Consider the following 16,586-nt stretch of genomic DNA (forward strand, 5'->3'; position numbering starts at 1 on the left):
TGAGGCCGCGACACACGTCGGGGGTCACCTCGGTGGAGTGGCCGAGAGGCGAGGCAACGGCCTGCAAAGCCGTCTACACGGGTTCAAATCCCGTCTCCACCTCGGCACCACGCTCGGGCGATTGGCGCAGTGGGAGCGCGCTTCCTTGACACGGAAGAGGTCACTGGTTCAAACCCAGTATCGCCCACCATCTCAGAGGTCACATTTCATCGATTGACGATGAATGTGGCCTCTCTTTTTGTTTGCGCGTCATCCCTCTGAACGGTCGCGATCTCCTCCAGCTGTGATCCCGCCCATGCCGCGATCGACCTTCCTTGACAAAAATTCTGAGTGCACTCATGATTGAGCGTGCTCGGGTTGATCGAGTGGGACGGGATCAGGAGAAGGACATGTCGGAACGACGCACTGCACTGGGTTATCGGGACGCGCCCACCCGGACGGTCGCGGCGGCGGGTGCCGTGTTCGCGTATCGCGAGCTTGGCCCGCAAGCCGGCGTTCCTCTGGTCGTTCTGACGCATCTAGGGGCCAACCTGGATAACTGGGATCCCCGTCTCGTCGACGGTCAGGCTCAGGAGCGACACGCGATCGCCGTGGACTACCGCGGCGTCGGCGACTCCACCGGGCGTGTCCGGGACTCGATCGAGGAGATGGCCGCGGTTGTTCGGGCGCTCGGCTACGAGCGAGTCGATGTGCTGGGCCTGTCGATGGGAGGCATGGTTGCCCAGGCGATCGTCGCGCAGGCGCCGGAGCTGATGGAACGGCTTGTTCTCGCCGGGTCCGGCCCCGCTGGTGGGCCTGGGCTCACCGACATGACCGGCGTGACGGTGACGACGGTTCTGCGACCGGATGGTTCCGCCCGCGAACGCCGCCGCGCTGGCCCGCCAGTTTCCCGACGCGACGGTCGCGGTCTACCCGGACTCCGGCCACGGCGTCGCCTTCCAGCACCACCGCGAGTTTGGCGAACTCGCCCGGCGCTTCCTGCGCCGATAACGACTGCCACCAACCTCAACGAACGACGTCATTAGTAGGAGCAAGAGATCATGAGAGCGTTTGTCGTCAACGAGTACAAGGGTCCGCTGCAGCAAGCGGACGTGCCCGAGCCCGCCGTGGGAGAGGGCGATGTGCTCGTACAGGTGCGGGCGGCGGGTCTCAACCCGCTCGACGAAAAGATCCGAGCGGGTGAGTTCAAGCAGATCCTGCCCTACCGCCTGCCCCTGATCCTCGGCCACGACCTCGCCGGCACCGTCCTGCGCGTCGGGCCGAAGGTGCGCGGCTTCAAGCCCGGCGACGAGGTGTATGGCCGGGTCGACCAGGGCCGCATCGGCACCTTCGCCGAGCGCATCGCCGTGGCCGAGTCCGACCTGGCACTCAAGCCCGCCTCGATCAGCATGGAGGAGGCCGGATCGTTGCCGCTGGTCGCCTTGACCGCGTGGCAGGCGCTCGTCGAGCGCGGCAACGTCCGGCCCGGGCAGAAGGTGCTCATCCACGCTGGCGCCGGCGGGGTCGGGTCGATCGCGATCCAGCTCGCCAATCACCTCGGCGCCACCGTCGCCACCACGGTCAGCGGCTCCAACGCGGACTTCGTGCGCCAGCTTGGCGCGGACATCGTCGTGGACTACCGCACCCAGGACTTCGCGCAGCTGCTGACCGGGTACGACCTGGTGCTGGACAGCCTCGGCGGTGAGAACCTCGAAAAGTCCCTGCGCGTGCTCAAGCCCGGCGGCAAGGCCATCGGGATCGGCGGGCCGCCAGACCCGACCTTCGCCCGCAGTGCCGGGTTGAACCCGGTGTTGCGCCTGGCGATCAATGCTTTGAGCGCCGGCATCCGCCGGCGGGCCAAGAAGCTCGGCGTGCGCTACGAGTTCCTGTTCATGCGCGCCAGCGGAGACCAGCTGCGCCAGATCACCGCGCTCGTCGACAACGGTGCGCTACGCCCGGTCGTCGGAAAAGTCACCCCCTTCAGCCAGACCGTCCAGGCTCTGCAGGGACTCGACAAGGGTGGCATCCGCGGCAAGGCCGTCATCGCCAATTCCTGAACGCACGCCCCCTGACCAGCAATAACATCAGCAACGTACAAGGAGGCTCATCATGAGCACGCACGACAACTCGAACGAAACAGTCATCACGTCTTACGCCCACGCACCGGCCCGGACGATCACCGCGGGTGGCGTCACTTACGCCTACCGCGAGCTGGGGCCGAAGGGCGGGGTTCCGGTCGTCTTCTTCGTCCACCTGGCCGCCACCCTCGACAACTGGGATCCCCGGATCATCGACCCCATCGCGAAGCACCACCACGTCATCACGTTCGACAATCGCGGCGTCGGCGCTTCGAGCGGCGAGGTGCCCGACAGCGTCGAGGCGATGGCTGACGACGCCGTGACCTTCATCAAGGCTCTCGGTTTCGACAAGGTCGACATCTTCGCGTTCTCCCTCGGCGGCATGATCGCCCAGGCCCTCGTGGTCAAGCACCCCGGCCTGGTCCGCAAGCTGATCCTGACCGGCACCGGGCCCAAGGGTGGCAAGGACATCGACAAGGTCGTTCGCATCACCTACTACGACATCCTGCGCGCGACGCTGACCCGATCGGATCCGAAGGAATTCCTGTTCTTCAACCGCGACACCGCCGGCAAGCTCGCCGCGAAGGCATTCGTGAGGCGCCTGGAGGAGCGCACCATGGACCGCGACGCGAAGATCAAGCTGACGGCGCTTCGGACCCAGCTGAAGGCAATCAAGAATTGGGGACGCGGCACACCCGACGACCTGTCGAAGATCACCCAGCCGACCCTGATCGGCAACGGCGACAACGACCGCATGGTGCCCTCTGTTCTCTCCGAGGACCTGCACCGTCGTATCAAGGACTCCGAACTGGTCATCTACCGCGGCTCCGGCCACGGCGGGATCTTCCAGTTCCACGACGAGTTCGCCCCGGTCGCGGTGGAGTTCCTGGCGCGATGAACGGCACCCGGAAGCCTTTCGCCTCATCGATCCTGCTGTGGATGCGCACCGACCAGCCCCGTCAGCAGGGGATGGACCACTGGAAAGGTCCACACTCCAAGATCATCAGCGCCACCCCGGGATTCGAGGAGTACCGCCAGATTCACCTGGCCGCGACGAATCCCGGGCTGTGGCCGGCCATCAGCGGAGTCGAGACGGCGATACCGGTCGAGCGCAGGATCGACGGGGTCGCCGAGGTCACCTTCAAGTCAGTCCTCGCCCCGTTGCGGGGGCGCAAGCAGACCAGGCTGGCCTACAAGGACGAAGTGAACGTGTTCCGGCGCACCCTGCTCTACGCGGGGCCGCCGAACTCGGCTCGCTGGTACGACGTGGCGGGTTCCGGCGAGAAGGCGCAAGCGCGAGCCCTGATCTACCTTCGGCGAAGGGACGATGTCCGCACCGGCGCCTTCCGCAGGTTCCTTACCGAGGAGTTCGTGCCCGCCCTGGCCAGCACCGGCGTGCTGAAGGAGTTGCGGACCCAGGTTTTCATGCCCTGGAATGAGCGTCTCTGGAAAACTCCAGATGTCGCGCACGACAACCCCACCGACCAGCGCTACCACGCATCACTGATCCTGGGTTTCACCGACGCCGGCGCACTTCGGGCCTACTTCGCCAGCGATGCCGTCGCGGAGCTGTCGAGCAGGCTTGCGAGGTTCGTCTCGGCCATTCACGCGTACGAGGTGTCCGAGGCACTCACCTTCGTCGAGCACGGGAGTCGGCGGTCACTGGCCTCGTGGCCATGCGTGGAAGAATGAACGAAGGCATATCCAAGTTCCCGAAGGTTGCGTAAATGTCTGTCGCCCCACGGCCAGTCGGCCGGCGTGAGCGAAACAAGCAGGAAAAACTCGACCGCATCACGGCCGCCGCTCGCGCACTGTTCGCTGAGCATGGAGTGGACGAGGTCACCACCCAGCAGGTCGCCGACATGGCTGACATCGGCACCGGCACCCTGTTCCTCTACGCCAAGAACAAGGGCGAGCTGCTCCTGCTCGTGCAGAACTCCACCTACGCCGACGCGCTCGTCAGAGGCACGGCAGCCGCCGAGGCCATCCCCGACGTGCTTCAGGCGGTGATGGCGATCGTTCGGCCGATCGTGGAATGCAACCGCGTCCAGATCGACAACGGCCGCACCTACCTGCGAGAGATGGTGTTCGGCGATCCCGAAGAACCCCACCACCGTGAGGCACTGGGCCTGAACGTCCAGACCGAGGAGGCGATCGCCGCCGTGTTGCGGCGGGACCAGCGCATCGAGCACGATGTCGCCGCCACGCTGGCCCGCATCGTCACCGCGATCATGTTTCTCAACATGGCGCCCACGATCAACATCGCCAGCACCGTCGATGACATACTCGGCGCCATCGAAGACCAGGTCCGGGTTCTCCTGCGTCGCTGAACGGCCCGGGGACTCGTGGCGACGGGCCATGCCGCCCGCGGCCTTGATAGAGCGTCGGCCGCGATCAACTCACGGCGCCGATCAAGGAGATCTTCATCGATCAAGGGCGAATACACGCGGAAAAGAGATCCAACCACGTGCATTCGCCCTTGATCGACGGAAAGAGGGGCCGGCCGTAGAGGGGGTGGGCTAGCAGCAGCGGGGGTCGGGGGAGTGGTCGCGGCGGTCGCAGCGTTGGCGTTCGAAGTCGCGCCGGGACAGCACCGGCTCCTCCGGGTGGAGGCGCCGGTGCCGCTCGACGTAATGGTCGTACTCGGCCTCGCCGGTCAGCTCTCGCAAGTACCAGCGGATGGCGGCGAGCACTCGCCTCATGTGCCCGTCCCGACGAGTTCCCGCTTCTTCTCCTCGGCGGTGGCGAACAGGCCGGACGGGGCGACGATCTTCGACTCCACGAAGGGCTCCTCGGTCGTGGGCAGCGGCTCCCGCGAGCGGATCGCCTTCCAACATACCCACATCGCGTTGGCGATGACGAGGATGACGAGGATCGCGAAGAGCGCCGACAATACACCGTCTACAGTGGAGTTGGTGACGACGGCGTTCATGTCGTCGAGGCTCTTGGCTGGTGCCAGTACCTCGCCGCGGTCGAGGGCGTCGGCGTACCGGTCGCGCTGGGCGAAGAAGCCGATCGCCGGGTTGTCGGAAAATACCTTCTGCCAGCTCGCGGTCAGCGTGACGGCGGCGTCCCACGCCAGCGGTACGGCGGTGACCCAGGCCCACTTGAGACGCCCGCTCTTCACCAGGATCGTCGTGGCGACCGCCAGAGCGACCGCGGCGAGGAGCTGGTTGGCGATACCGAACAGCGGGAAGAGCTGGTTGATGCCGCCGAGTGGGTTGGTCACTCCGGTGTAGAGGAAGTAGCCCCAGGCGAGCACGACGACGGCGCTGGTGGCCCACAGTCCCGGCTTCCAGCTGACCCGCCCGATCGGCTTCCAGATGTTGCCGAGCGTGTCCTGCAGCATGAACCGGCCGACGCGGGTGCCGGCGTCCACTGTGGTCAGGATGAAGAGGGCCTCGAACATGATGGCGAAGTGGTACCAGAATGCTTTCAGTGAGGCGCCGCCCAGTACAGAGGCGAAGATCTCGGACATGCCCACGGCGAGTGTGGGCGCGCCACCTGTTCGCGCGACGAGAGTCTGCTCTTCGACCGCCGCGGCGGCCGAGGTGAGCTCCTGGGGTGAGATGGTGAATCCCAGGTTGGCGACGGCGGCCGATGCGCTCTCCACTGTGGAGCCGACGACGCCGGCGGGTGAGTTCATCGCGAAGTAGAGGCCGGGTTCGAGGGCACAGGCCGCGATGAGCGCCATGACCGCGACGAACGACTCCATCAGCATCGCACCGTAGCCGACGAGCCGCACCTGCGACTCCTTCTGGATCATCTTGGGCGTCGTGCCGGAGGAGATCAGCGCGTGGAATCCGGACAGCGCGCCACAGGCGATGATGATGAAGACGAACGGGAAGAGTTCCCCCGAGAAGACCGGGCCGGTGCCGGTGCTCGCGAACTTCGTCACCGCCTCGGTCTGCAGCGCGGGGGCGGCGATGACGACGCCGATGGCGAGCAGGCCGATCGTGCCCACCTTCATGAACGTCGACAGGTAGTCACGCGGGGCGAGCAACATCCACACCGGCAGCACCGAGGCGAAGAAGCCGTAGACGACCAGGCAGATCGCGAGCGTCTCGGGGCTGAGGGTGAACGTGTCGGCGAGGCCGGACTCCTGTACCCAGCCGCCGGCAGCGATCGCGAGCAGCAGCAGCGCGACGCCGATGACGGTGGTCTCGATGACCCGGCCGGGCCGAAGTATCCGCAGGTAGAAGCCCATGAACAGGGCGATCGGGATGGTCATCGCGATCGAGAACGTGCCCCACGGAGACTTGGCCAGCGCGTTGACGACCACGAGCGCCAGTACCGCCAGCAGAATGATCATGATGGAGAAGACGGCCACGAGTGCGGCGATACCGCCGACCGTGCCGATCTCGTCCCGCGCCATCTGCCCCAGGCTCTTGCCGTTGCGGCGCATCGAGAAGAACAGGATCACCATGTCCTGTACCGCGCCGGCGAAGATCACGCCGAAGACGATCCACATCGTGCCGGGCAGGTACCCCATCTGCGCGGCGAGCACGGGGCCGACCAGCGGGCCGGCGCCGGCGATCGCCGCGAAGTGGTGCCCGACCAGGATGCGGCGGTCGGTCGGCTGGTAGTCGATGCCGTTGTCGAGCCGCTCGCCCGGGGTGGCCCGGCGGTCGTCGACGCGCAGCACCTTGTTGGCGATGAAGCGGGCGTAGAACCGGTATGCGATCACGTACGAGGCGATGGCTGCGATGACCAGCCAGACCGCGGAGATCTCTTCACCGCGGGACAGGGCGAGCACGCCCCAGGCCACGGCGCCGAGGATCGCTATGGCGGTCCAGATGATTACTGAGCGTAGTTTCAACCGGGACAACGGGGCCTCCCGAGGGTCAGCGGCGGAGCAGCGGGGTTACATGGCAGAGTTGCCGGACCTGTGGAACTGGTTTACCGGAGATTTCTGCCGTGTTACGTGTGAACCAGATGCCGCTGGTGCGCAACATAGGGTCAAGTTCCCCAAGCGGGTGGTGATCATGCCCGAGTCCGCGACCGTAGCCGCGTTCCTCGCCGTCGTCGGCGGTACGTCGCTGGTCGCTGTCGGCGCGCGCTGGTTCCGGCGGGACGACTCGCTGCCCACGCTGGAGGGCTGGGCCCTGGCGAACCGGCGGTTCGGGGCGCCCACCACCTGGTTCCTGCTCGGCGGGACGATCTACACGGCGTACACGTTTGCGGCCATGCCCGGGCTCGTGTACGGCACCGGGGCGCTCGGGTTCTTCGCGCTCCCGTACACCGTGATCATCTACCCAATGGCGTTCGTGCTGCTGCCGCGGCTGTGGTCGGTGGCGCGCGAGCACGGGTACATCACGGTAGCCGACTACGTGAAGGGCCGGTACGACTCGGCGCCGCTCGCACTGGTGGTGGCGCTGACCGGGATCCTGGCCACGATGCCGTACATCGCGCTCCAACTGCTGGGCATCCGGGCGGTGCTGACGGCGGGTGGCCTGTACCCGCGCGGGCTGGCCGGCGACCTGGCCATGATCGCGGTGTTCGCGGTACTGGCGGCCGCCACGTACCGCCACGGCCTGCGCGCCCCAGCGGTGATCTCGATCGTCAAGGGCGCGGCGATCTTCGGGGCGATCCTGGCCGTGGTGGCGGTCGTCCTCGACGAACTCGGTGGACCGGGGCGGATCTTCGAGAGCGCCGAGTCGCGGGACGCCGCCCTCACGCTCGACCCCGACCTGTACCCGGCTTTCGCCACCCTGGCCATCGGGTCCGCGATGGCGCTGTTGATGTACCCGCACGTCCTGACCGCCGCGTTCGCCGCGTCCGGCCCGCGTACCCTGCGGAAAGTCACGATCGCCCTCCCGGCCTGGACCGCGGTGCTGGGCCTGTTCGCGATGCTCGGGATCGCCGCGCTCGCGGCCGGCGTCGAGGCGCCGCCCGGCAACGCCGAATCGGCGGTGCCGCTGCTGGTCGAGCAGCTCATGCCGGCGGCGCTCACCGGAGTGCTCTTCGGGGCGTTCGTCGTCGGCGCGCTCGTGCCCGCGGCGGTGATGTCGATCGCGGCGGCGACGGCCTTCGTGCGGAACATCTACGTCGAGTACTTCCACCCGACCGCCACGCCGAAGCATCAGACCCGGATCGCGCAGCTCGTTTCGCTGACCGCCAAGGTGGGCGCGGTCGCGTTCGTGCTGGGCCTGCGCAACCAGGACGCCATCAACCTGCAACTGCTTGGTGGCGTCTGGATCCTGCAGACGTTTCCGGCGGTCGCGATCGGTCTTTTCACCACGTGGCTGCACAGAAATGCGCTGCTCGCCGGCTGGGCGGTCGGCATGGTCAGCGGCACGCTGCTGGTGGTGTGGGGCGGCTTTTCGGCGGTGGTTTCCGTGGCGGGTGTCCCGATGTACGCGGCGCTGGTCGCCTTCCTGCTCAACCTCGCCGTCGCCGTCGGCCTGACGCCGTACTTCACCGCCGCCCGGACGGCGGTGCGAGCATCATGACGCCGATCGAGGTCGCCGCCGACCAGGACACGGCGCTCGCCGAGATCTTCCACTCCCAGTACGGGGCGATGCTGCGACTTGCGGTGCTTCTCGGTGCCGACGACGCCGAAGACATCGTGGCCGAGGCGTTCTATCAGCTGTACCGGCGCTGGAAAAAGCTGCGCGAGACCCAGGCCGCGGTTCCGTACCTGCGTTCCGTGGTCTGCAACCTCACCCGGATGCGCCTTCGCCACCTCCAGGTCGTGCGCAAACACTCCACTCCGGACGCCACCGAGCGGCCCGGCAGCTCCGCGGAGGCCGAGGCGCTGCTCCAGGACGATCAGCGGGCGCTGGTGGCGGCTCTCAAGCAGCTACCGACCCGGCAGCGGGAGGCGCTCGTTCTGCGACACTGGCTGGGCCTGCGGGAAGCCGAAATCGCCGCCGCGATGGGCATTTCCTGTGGAGCCGTGAAATCACATACCTCGCGCGGGATGGCCGCCCTCACGCGCGTGCTGGAGGAAAGACGATGACAACCGGCAGTACCGAGGAACGCTTGCGGGAGACGCTGGACGCGCTCGCGGCGCAGGTCGACGCGGCGCCGCCCGCGTACGGGCCAGCGCACGCGCAGTGGCGGCGGCGGGAGCGCCGGCGTCGTCTCATCCTCGCCGTACTGATCGCGATCGTCTTCGCCGTCGCCGATCTGATCGGGCTGTGGGCGCTCAACCAGGCGCCGGACCGGACGCCGGTCATCTTCGACGATCGCACCCGCATCAACGAGCCGGTTTCGCCGGCCGGCGTCAACCCGCCCTAGGACGATGGCGCCGTGGTGGCGTGACGAGAGCGCGCGCTTCTAGGTTGGCGGCCATGATCAAGCTTCGCAGAGTGCTGACGGTGCTCGCCGCCGTGGTGGCAATCATCGGTGCGACCGGTGCGCCGGCCCTCGCCGTCGACGACGGCTTCTACACCACCAGCGCCACACCCAGTAACTGCCCCGCGTCCAGTTGGGGACCCAACTATCCCGCCGGCTATCTCTACTTTGTGGACTACGGCGAGGGTGACCTCAGCAACCCGGACAAGAACGACGACTACCTTCTCATCAAGGACACCTGCGCCGATGGCGACGGCGTGGTCGCGTTCGCCTGGCACAAGGGCGTGAAGAAGGGGCCCAAGTACCACGGGAAGGGCTACGACGAGTACGTGGTCTGGGATCCGTTCGGCAACGTCGCCGCCGGTGAGCGGATCGGCATCCAGGTCTGCTCCCAGAACGGATCGGGCGGTACGCCGTACGACTGCGGAAGTATCATCTACCGCACGAGCCAGGACGGCTGACCCTTTCGTGATCAGGGCGTCCCTCAAGTCGTTAGAACGACTTGAGGGACGCCCTGATCACGGTGTCGTTAGGTGGATGGCGCGCAGAGCGGGCTCCGCGGGGCCGGCCGTGCCGCGTAGCAGCAGCGTCAGCCGGGTGCCGGTGGCGGCCCAGGCGCCCGGTACCCACAGAATCTCGGCGTCGCCACCGGAGAAGCGTGGCCGTGCCGGGTCGTCGAGCCACACCCGCCCGATGCACTCGCCGGCGGCCCAGCCGGTCGCCCGTACCTGCGCACCCGCCAGCCGGATGACCCAGCCCACAGTGGACGGTGGCAGGTCGACGTCGAGCCAGGTCTCCTCGCCCGCTTCGAGACTGACCGGCAGCTCGACCGCCGCACCGGCGGAGACCGTGTTCGCGTACGCCGTCAGCGCCGCGTCGTCTTCGACCGCGCAGGACCAGCCGGTGACCGGCCGCAGGCCGAGCAACTCCGCCCGTACGCCCGGACCGCTGGGGTTGTGCGGCATCGTCACCGACACGCGATCCGTGCCCGCCGGCAGTAGCAGCCACGGGTTTTCGGGGTGGACGGTCACCGCCGCACCACCGTCGACCGCGACCCGCACCGGTTCGGCCAGGCCGGCCAGGTGCAGCGCCGAATCGCCACTACCGGGGATCACCCGGGTGTACGTCGTGGGAAGCCCCACCCGGGTGCTGCTCCAACCGCCGAGCGTACGCGTCGGGGCGGGCTGGCCGGCCCACTGCTCGTCGCCGCTGACGGTCCACAGTGCCGACAGGTCACGCACCGACTCGACCGTCCACACGGTACCGAGACCGCGTAGGGCGCCGAGCTTCAACGCGGGCAGGCGGTCGTCGTCGAAGTTGGCGTGTCCCCAGATCTCGACCGTGGCCCGCACGTCGGCAGTACCAGACACGTCGCGCACGTCGATCCGCTCCGTGCCGCCGAAGCCGGCGATCGTCGGGCTGACCCGGCCCGCGATCGACAGATCGGTCATGTCGGCGGCGCCGACGATGAGCAACTCGTCGATCCCGGTCAGGTCGGCCGTCGTGGTGTACGTGCCGCGTCCACGGTAGACACCCAGCGACTCCAGAGCCGGCGGCAGCTCGTGCTCCGTGACAGCCGCGACCACCGACGCGCCGGAGGAGTGCGCGGCAGCGGTCGCGGTGACGGCAGCCGGTTCCGCCGGCGCGCCGGCACGGCGCAGGGCCGACAGCACATCGGTGCCGGCGGTGGGGCGGCCCGCTCCCGGTGCGGGAGCCACGTCGGTGACGCCGTCGGCGTGTAGCGCGGTGAGCCGGGCCGCTTCCGCCGGCGGCACCACCACGAGCGTCACGCCTGTGCCGGGCACGTCGACGGTCGTGCCCACCGGGATGACGAGCGGTGGGTGTCCAGAAAGGACGACCGTCACCGGTACGGCGGAGGAGAAGGCGAGCGCCAAGCGCCCGTCTTCGGCGGCCACCGCGACCAGGTCGGCCGAGGCCAGGGACAGCGTCAGCTCGGCGCCCCACTGTCGCAGCGGGACGTCGAGCAGCACCAGCGGGCACGCGTCGCCGGGTACCTCGATCGTCACCCCGTCCAGCGTCGCCGTGCCGGATTCGGCGCCCAGGTTGGGCAGTGCGAGCAACTGCCCGCCGCCGTCGAGGTCGAGCGCCGCCAGCGTGGTACTGGTCGGAAAGTCAGCCGTGACCTCGAAACGCGGCACCCCCGACGTGGCAAGCGCCAGCCGCGCTCCGAGCGCGTCGACGACCCGTGCCAGCACCTGCGCCTCGACGAACTCCGCCCGCTCCACGCCGGTCGACGAGACGTAGCCGCCGAAGTCGTAGCCGTGGCTCATCAGGTTGCCCGGCGCGCCCCAGTTGCCGCTCGACGGCGTGTACCCGAAGTTCCAGCCGGACGACTGGAGGTACGGTGCGATCAGCGACGCGCCGCTGGCCAGCAACCGCCGCAGCGTGCGGTGCCGCCGGTTCGTCTCCGTCACCAGCAGCGGCAGCCCGCGGTCGGCGAGCAGGCCCGCGTACCGGCGCACCTCGCCCTCGATGTGCGGCGAGTCGTCGTCGGGGTAGAAGTTGCAGGCCGGTACGACACCGGCCACGTCACCGGTGGCCCCGGCCAGGTCACCCTGCCCCGCACACGCGATCATCGGCACGGTGATGCCGTAGTTGACTGACTGGTCACGCAGCGCGGTGATGTATCCCGTGCGGTCGGCACAGTCGAAGAAGTCCAGCTCGTTTTCGAGCTGCACCATGATGACCGGGCCGCCGTTGGTGTATTGCCGTTCGGCGATCAGCGGCAGCACCTGGTCGAACCAGGCGCGTACCTGTGCGAGGTACCGCGGCTCGCTCTGCCGCACCCGCAGCTGCGGGTCGAGGCCCAGCCACGCCGGCAGCGCGCCACCGTCCCATTCGGAGCAGATGTAGGGGCCGGGCCGCGCGATGACGTACAGCCCGGCGGCGTGCGCCAGATCCAGGAAGGTGGCGACGTCACGCCGGCCCTCGAACGACCACTCGCCGGGCGCCGTCTCGTGAAAGTTCCACGGCAGGTACACGTCGACGCACGTGTATCCGGACGCCCGCACCTGCGCCAGCCGCGCGGCCCACTCCTCGCGCGGTAGGCGGAAGTAGAACAGCGAGGCGCAGAGCACCAGCCTGGGCTGGCCGCCGATCCGGATGCCACGGGCGTCGAGCTCGACGCCGCTCCTCACAATGGTCTGAACGCTCACTTGACCCCCGCGCTTCCACCGCTGATGTCCATCTCGTACAGGTACCGCTGGCCCAAGTAGTACACGATGATCATGGGCAGCGTGAGCAGGATCGAACCCACCATCACCAGGTTCCATGGTGGCGCCTGCATCGCCGCCGAGGTGCTGCTGATGTACTGGATGCCGAGTGCCAGCGGCATCTTCGACTCGTCGTTCAGGTAGATCAGCGGACCCATGAAGTCACCCCACGTGTATGTGAGGGTGAAGATGCCGATGGCGATGAGGGCTGGCATCAACATCGGCAACATGATCCGGCGGTAGACGCCGAAGAAGCCCAGACCGTCGATCATGGCGGCCTCGTCGATCTCCTTGGGCAGCCGCGACACGAACTGCCGCACCAGGAACACGTTGAACCCGTTCGAGAAGAAGTTCGGGATGATCAGCGGCAGGAACGTGTTGATCCAGCCCAGCTCCTTGAACAGGATGAACTGCGGGATCATCGTGATCTGGGTCGGGATCATCATCGTCGCGATGACCACCATGAAGAGCGCGTTCTTTCCGGGTGCCCGCAGGCGCGCGAAGGCGTACCCGATCAACCCGCTGGAAAGCATCTGCCCAGCCACCGCGAAGAGCGAGATGATTACGGAGTTCAGCAGGAAACGGCCCATCGGCAGGCTGGTGTCGAAGACCCGGGTGAAGTTCTCCCAGTGGAACTCGCGGGGGATGATCGAGAACGCGTTGGCGTTGACTGTCTGATCAGACGACAGCGCGATCGACACCACCAGCACCAGCGGCACGCTCAGTACCGCTGAGACGATCATCAGCGTCGCGTACGTGAAGGGTGTGGCGCGGAAAGCGCGTGGGGTGCGGGTCTCCTTGGCCGTCGGCCGGTCGACGGCGACGTCGGTCAGGACCGCCATCACTTCACCTCCGTCTCGTAGAAGACCCACTTACGGGCGGTCCGGAAGGCGATGAGCGTGAAGCCGAGGATCACCAGGAACAGCAGCCACGAGATCGCCGACGCGTATCCCATGTGGTAGAAGGCGAACGCCTGGTCGAAGAGGAACGGCACCATCATCACGCTGGCCTCTTCCGGCGCCTGGGTGGCGCCCCGGGTCAGCACGTACACCTGCGAGAAGACCTGGAACGCGCCGATGATGCCCATCACGAGGTTGAAGAAGATGATCGGCGTGAGCTGCGGGACGGTGATGCTCCAGAACTGCCGCATCGGGCTGGCACCGTCCACTTCGGCCGCCTCGTAAAGCTCCTTCGGGATGCCTTTCATAGCCGCGAGCAGCAGGACGGTCGCGCTACCGACGCCCCAGATCGACAGCAGGATCAGCGACGGCTTCACCCAGGTCGGGTCCAGCAGCCACGTCGGGCCGGGGATGCCGGCGAGGCCGAGCAGGTCGTTGAGCGGCCCAGACGGCATCAGCACCATCTTGAAGACCATCGCGGCCGCTACCAGCGGCACCAGCGTTGGCAGGTAGATGAGGGTGCGGAACAGCTTGCGCGCCCGCACCTGCTTGTTGAGCAGGTTGGCGAGCCAGAGCCCGATCAGCAGACCGAGCGGCACCGAGATCGCCGAGTAGTAGATGGTGTTCTTGAGCGCCGTCCAGAAGACCGGGTCCTCGGTCAGCAGTTGGCGGTAGTTGTCCAACCCCACGAAGTTGGGTGTGGTGAACGAGTCCCAGTCGGTCAGCGAGAGGTAGATGGAAGCCACCATCGGCCCGAAAAGGAACACCAGGAAGCCGACGATCCATGGCGAGGCGAAGAGATAGAACCAGAGCGCCTCCTTGCGCCGGCGGCTGCGCAGCCCCGCCAGACGCGTGGGAGCCGACCCCGGGGCGGCACCAGCGCGTGCCGGTGCCGCCTCCGCGAGATTGGTCATGCGCCGCCGCCCGCAGCCGGCCTGAAGTCGAGGGAGCGTAGCGACCGAGCGGAAGGTCGGCTACAGGGCGACCCGAAAGGCGCATGACCCGCGCGAGCGTAGCGAGTGCCAGGTGACTCAGTCATCGCTACCCCGCAGGCTTGACGATGGTCTCGAGCCGCTTCTGGACTGCGTTCAAAGCGGTGCGGGCGTCTTCCTTGCCGAGCCAGAAGTTGGCCAGCCCGTTCTCGAACGCCTTCTGCATCTCGTTCCACTCAGGAATGAACGGCGCGCGGTACACGAACGCGCTCGACTCACCGAAGACGTCCATGTCGACCGGCTTGGTCATCCACGTCGGCTTGAGGAACGCGTCGCTCTTCTGCACCTCGATGTTCGCCGGTACGTCCTGCCCGGTCTCGATGATGACCTTCTGCGCGTCCGGCGCGCTCAGGAACTCGATCGCCTTGATGGCCGCGTTGGGGTTCTTCGAGGTGCGCGAGATCGCGAGGCCGCTGCCGAAGGCGGTCACCGCCTGCTGCTTGCCCCGCCAGAACGGCGCGATGCCCCAGTCGATGTTGCTCTTGAGGAGCCCGCTGATCGCCCAGAAACCGGTGGTGCTGACCGCGATCTTGCCCTGCGCGAACGCGGCGTCACCGTTGACGTCGGCGCCGAAGTCGGCGTACTGCTTCTTCGTCGGCACCACACCATGCTTGTTGACGAGGTCGCCGGCCCACTGCAGCGCCTCGACGACCTGGTCGCTGTTCGCGACAGGCTTGCCGCTGTCGTCGATGATCTTGCCGCCGTTCTGGTACACGAAGCCCCACCACGCGGCCCACCACTCCGCGCCGGCGTATCCCCACTGCTTGCCCGGGATGGTGAGCGCCTTGAACGCCGCGAGCGTCTGCTCCCAGGTCCACTCGGCGGTGGGCGCCTCCAGGTTGGCCGCGGAGAACATGGTCTTGTTGTAGTACGTGATCATCGCGCCGGACCGGTCCGGGACCGCGTAGACCTTGTCCTTGTACGAGTACAGCGAACCGATGGGGCCGAACCGTTGCTCGAGGTCGATGCCCGCGCCCTTGGCCAGGTCGTCGAGCGGCGAAAGCTGGTTCTTGCTGGAGTAGACGTTGACGTTCTCGGCGACCTGCATGATGTCCGGGCCACTACCACCCGCGATCATCGTCTGGACCTTCTGCTCATACGTCTCGCTCGGGATGAGCTGCAGCGTGATCGAGATGTCGGGGTACTTCTTGACCAGCAGATCGATGCGCTTCTGGTACGCGGTCTTGTCAGGCTCGCCGCCCCAGACCGTCATGACGAGCTTGCCGCCACCGCTGCTGGAGCCGCTGTCGCCGTCACTGTCTGAACCGCACGCGGTGAGCGTGATGATGCCCGCCGCCGCACCGAGGCCGAGGAAACCCCGGCGCGTCACTCGCGCTCTGTCGATCGTCATCGCGCAATGCCTCCTATCGGAACCCGGCCTTCTGGATGCGACGGCGTCGCGTCGGCCCTGAAGCTGGATTGGGGGATGTCAACTAAATTTCCAGCCGGTTAAGTGATCGGTAGCCTAGGTTTGCGATGACCCTTCGTCAAGGGCTAAGAATAAGCCCTCGCGTAACGTGACCTCCCGCTCACGTAACCGTGTGTGACCAGGTCAAGCCATGATCACGGCAGGACGGCGCGATGCGCGTCGAGCGCCAGGAAGACCACGAACGAAACGCCGGCGGCGAGCGCCGTCGCAAGCGCACCCTCCGCGCGCTTTTCCAGCTGTACCGCCAGCGCGGCGCGCCACAGCGCGACAGTCCACAGTGCTGCCAGTACCGCCGACACCGCCACCAGAAACGCGGCGTGATACCAGCCGGCGGCCGTGAAATGGTGCGGTTGCGGGAGCGTCCAGTTGAGCCTTGGCGTGTCCGCCGACAGCCACGACACCTGAGTGGCGACCCCGAGCCCGCCGCCGGCCAGCCCCGCCACGGCGGCCAGCACGGCGTCGCGCCGCGATGGCGGCAGCGCGCGGACGGCGTACGTGAGGGAACCGGCCATCAGCGGCAACGCCAACCCGTCGCCCCAGGTCGCACTGGCGAAGTCCCACAGGCCCGGCAGGTGCGCGGGTGCCGGCTGGAGTAGAGACAGCGCGAACAGCTCACCGAAGCCGGCCGCCAGGGTGGCGCCGGCCACCCACAATGGCGCTTTTCCGGGTACCTTCAT

16 protein-coding genes and 2 tRNA genes are annotated in these 16,586 nt (G+C 67.3%); 11 read left to right on the forward strand and 7 right to left on the reverse strand.

Annotation, left to right across the window (positions count from 1 at the left end; translation table 11 throughout):
* The first annotated feature begins 31 nt into the window (after nucleotides 1-31).
* From QMG73_RS27130 to QMG73_RS27160, 7 genes are all read left to right on the forward strand, one after another.
* Nucleotides 32-102: transfer RNA gene (locus tag QMG73_RS27130), tRNA-Cys, on the forward strand.
* A 13-nt stretch (nucleotides 103-115) separates the two neighbouring features.
* Nucleotides 116-190, forward strand: a tRNA-Val gene (locus QMG73_RS27135).
* Nucleotides 191-389: 199 nt separating this feature from the next.
* A complete protein-coding gene (locus QMG73_RS27140; protein ID WP_281900260.1) occupies nucleotides 390-1,025 on the forward strand; it encodes an alpha/beta fold hydrolase in 636 nt (211 codons plus the stop codon).
* Between the two features lie 15 nt (nucleotides 1,026-1,040).
* On the forward strand, nucleotides 1,041-2,036 hold the full coding sequence (locus QMG73_RS27145; protein WP_281900261.1) for an NADP-dependent oxidoreductase: 996 nt from the start codon (nucleotides 1,041-1,043) through the stop codon (nucleotides 2,034-2,036).
* A gap of 52 nt (nucleotides 2,037-2,088) precedes the next feature.
* A complete protein-coding gene (locus QMG73_RS27150; protein ID WP_281900262.1) occupies nucleotides 2,089-2,955 on the forward strand; it encodes an alpha/beta fold hydrolase in 867 nt (288 codons plus the stop codon).
* Nucleotides 2,952-3,749, forward strand: a complete 798-nt coding sequence (locus QMG73_RS27155; RefSeq protein ID WP_281900263.1) for a hypothetical protein — start codon at nucleotides 2,952-2,954, stop codon at nucleotides 3,747-3,749. The genes QMG73_RS27150 and QMG73_RS27155 overlap by 4 nt, the downstream gene beginning before the upstream one ends.
* Before the next feature lie 35 nt (nucleotides 3,750-3,784).
* The gene (locus tag QMG73_RS27160) at nucleotides 3,785-4,387 is read left to right on the forward strand and encodes a TetR/AcrR family transcriptional regulator (RefSeq protein ID WP_281900264.1); all 603 of its coding nucleotides are present in this window, start codon (nucleotides 3,785-3,787) and stop codon (nucleotides 4,385-4,387) included.
* A 189-nt stretch (nucleotides 4,388-4,576) separates the two neighbouring features.
* Here the strand turns inward: QMG73_RS27160 and QMG73_RS27165 are convergent, their stop codons facing one another.
* Both QMG73_RS27165 and QMG73_RS27170 read right to left on the reverse strand, forming a co-directional pair.
* Nucleotides 4,577-4,759: a YbdD/YjiX family protein gene (locus QMG73_RS27165; protein ID WP_281900266.1), complete on the reverse strand. Its 183-nt coding sequence runs from the start codon at nucleotides 4,757-4,759 to the stop codon at nucleotides 4,577-4,579.
* Nucleotides 4,756-6,885 (reverse strand): carbon starvation CstA family protein, encoded by a 2,130-nt coding sequence (locus QMG73_RS27170; protein ID WP_281900268.1) that lies wholly within the window; start codon nucleotides 6,883-6,885, stop codon nucleotides 4,756-4,758. Before QMG73_RS27170 ends, QMG73_RS27165 begins: the two co-directional genes overlap by 4 nt.
* A gap of 157 nt (nucleotides 6,886-7,042) precedes the next feature.
* Between QMG73_RS27170 and QMG73_RS27175 the strand changes: the two genes are divergently transcribed.
* The 4 genes from QMG73_RS27175 to QMG73_RS27190 are packed head-to-tail and all read left to right on the forward strand — an operon-like array spanning nucleotide 7,043 to nucleotide 9,817.
* Nucleotides 7,043-8,509: a sodium:solute symporter family protein gene (locus QMG73_RS27175; protein ID WP_281900269.1), complete on the forward strand. Its 1,467-nt coding sequence runs from the start codon at nucleotides 7,043-7,045 to the stop codon at nucleotides 8,507-8,509.
* Nucleotides 8,506-9,018 carry a SigE family RNA polymerase sigma factor gene (locus QMG73_RS27180; RefSeq protein ID WP_281900271.1) on the forward strand — a complete coding sequence of 171 codons (513 nt, stop codon included), beginning with the start codon at nucleotides 8,506-8,508 and terminating at the stop codon, nucleotides 9,016-9,018. Before QMG73_RS27175 ends, QMG73_RS27180 begins: the two co-directional genes overlap by 4 nt.
* A complete protein-coding gene (locus QMG73_RS27185; RefSeq protein WP_281900273.1) occupies nucleotides 9,015-9,299 on the forward strand; it encodes a hypothetical protein in 285 nt (94 codons plus the stop codon). Before QMG73_RS27180 ends, QMG73_RS27185 begins: the two co-directional genes overlap by 4 nt.
* Before the next feature lie 53 nt (nucleotides 9,300-9,352).
* A complete protein-coding gene (locus tag QMG73_RS27190) occupies nucleotides 9,353-9,817 on the forward strand; it encodes a hypothetical protein (RefSeq protein WP_281900275.1) in 465 nt (154 codons plus the stop codon).
* A gap of 57 nt (nucleotides 9,818-9,874) precedes the next feature.
* Here the strand turns inward: QMG73_RS27190 and QMG73_RS27195 are convergent, their stop codons facing one another.
* The 5 genes from QMG73_RS27195 to QMG73_RS27215 form a co-directional block, all read right to left on the reverse strand.
* Complete coding sequence (locus QMG73_RS27195; RefSeq protein ID WP_281900277.1) at nucleotides 9,875-12,532, reverse strand: beta-galactosidase; 2,658 nt, start codon at nucleotides 12,530-12,532, stop codon at nucleotides 9,875-9,877.
* Entirely contained in the window at nucleotides 12,529-13,431 is a 903-nt protein-coding gene (locus QMG73_RS27200; protein WP_281900278.1) for a carbohydrate ABC transporter permease, read from the reverse strand. Before QMG73_RS27200 ends, QMG73_RS27195 begins: the two co-directional genes overlap by 4 nt.
* Nucleotides 13,431-14,402, reverse strand: a complete 972-nt coding sequence (locus tag QMG73_RS27205) for a carbohydrate ABC transporter permease (RefSeq protein ID WP_281900280.1) — start codon at nucleotides 14,400-14,402, stop codon at nucleotides 13,431-13,433. The genes QMG73_RS27200 and QMG73_RS27205 overlap by 1 nt, the downstream gene beginning before the upstream one ends.
* A 127-nt stretch (nucleotides 14,403-14,529) precedes the next feature.
* Nucleotides 14,530-15,831 (reverse strand): ABC transporter substrate-binding protein, encoded by a 1,302-nt coding sequence (locus QMG73_RS27210; protein ID WP_281900282.1) that lies wholly within the window; start codon nucleotides 15,829-15,831, stop codon nucleotides 14,530-14,532.
* A 212-nt stretch (nucleotides 15,832-16,043) separates the two neighbouring features.
* The gene (locus QMG73_RS27215) at nucleotides 16,044-16,586 is read right to left on the reverse strand and encodes a hypothetical protein (RefSeq protein ID WP_281900285.1); all 543 of its coding nucleotides are present in this window, start codon (nucleotides 16,584-16,586) and stop codon (nucleotides 16,044-16,046) included.

The organism is Phytohabitans aurantiacus, assembly GCF_027923225.1.
GTDB lineage: Bacteria > Actinomycetota > Actinomycetes > Mycobacteriales > Micromonosporaceae > Phytohabitans > Phytohabitans aurantiacus.

What these genes read in the sequence shown, in the direction of transcription:
- QMG73_RS27140 (WP_281900260.1), top strand. Translation starts at nt 390, where the DNA reads ATGTCGGAACGACGCACTGCACTGGGTTATCGGGACGCGCCCACCCGG.
- QMG73_RS27145 (WP_281900261.1), top strand. Translation starts at nt 1,041, where the DNA reads ATGAGAGCGTTTGTCGTCAACGAGTACAAGGGTCCGCTGCAGCAAGCG.
- QMG73_RS27150 (WP_281900262.1), top strand. Translation starts at nt 2,089, where the DNA reads ATGAGCACGCACGACAACTCGAACGAAACAGTCATCACGTCTTACGCC.
- QMG73_RS27155 (WP_281900263.1), top strand. Translation starts at nt 2,952, where the DNA reads ATGAACGGCACCCGGAAGCCTTTCGCCTCATCGATCCTGCTGTGGATG.
- QMG73_RS27160 (WP_281900264.1), top strand. Translation starts at nt 3,785, where the DNA reads ATGTCTGTCGCCCCACGGCCAGTCGGCCGGCGTGAGCGAAACAAGCAG.
- QMG73_RS27165 (WP_281900266.1), bottom strand. Translation starts at nt 4,759, where the DNA reads ATGAGGCGAGTGCTCGCCGCCATCCGCTGGTACTTGCGAGAGCTGACC.
- QMG73_RS27175 (WP_281900269.1), top strand. Translation starts at nt 7,043, where the DNA reads ATGCCCGAGTCCGCGACCGTAGCCGCGTTCCTCGCCGTCGTCGGCGGT.
- QMG73_RS27180 (WP_281900271.1), top strand. Translation starts at nt 8,506, where the DNA reads ATGACGCCGATCGAGGTCGCCGCCGACCAGGACACGGCGCTCGCCGAG.
- QMG73_RS27185 (WP_281900273.1), top strand. Translation starts at nt 9,015, where the DNA reads ATGACAACCGGCAGTACCGAGGAACGCTTGCGGGAGACGCTGGACGCG.
- QMG73_RS27190 (WP_281900275.1), top strand. Translation starts at nt 9,353, where the DNA reads ATGATCAAGCTTCGCAGAGTGCTGACGGTGCTCGCCGCCGTGGTGGCA.
- QMG73_RS27200 (WP_281900278.1), bottom strand. Translation starts at nt 13,431, where the DNA reads ATGGCGGTCCTGACCGACGTCGCCGTCGACCGGCCGACGGCCAAGGAG.
- QMG73_RS27205 (WP_281900280.1), bottom strand. Translation starts at nt 14,402, where the DNA reads ATGACCAATCTCGCGGAGGCGGCACCGGCACGCGCTGGTGCCGCCCCG.
- QMG73_RS27210 (WP_281900282.1), bottom strand. Translation starts at nt 15,831, where the DNA reads ATGACGATCGACAGAGCGCGAGTGACGCGCCGGGGTTTCCTCGGCCTC.
- QMG73_RS27215 (WP_281900285.1), bottom strand. Translation starts at nt 16,586, where the DNA reads ATGAAGGTACCCGGAAAAGCGCCATTGTGGGTGGCCGGCGCCACCCTG.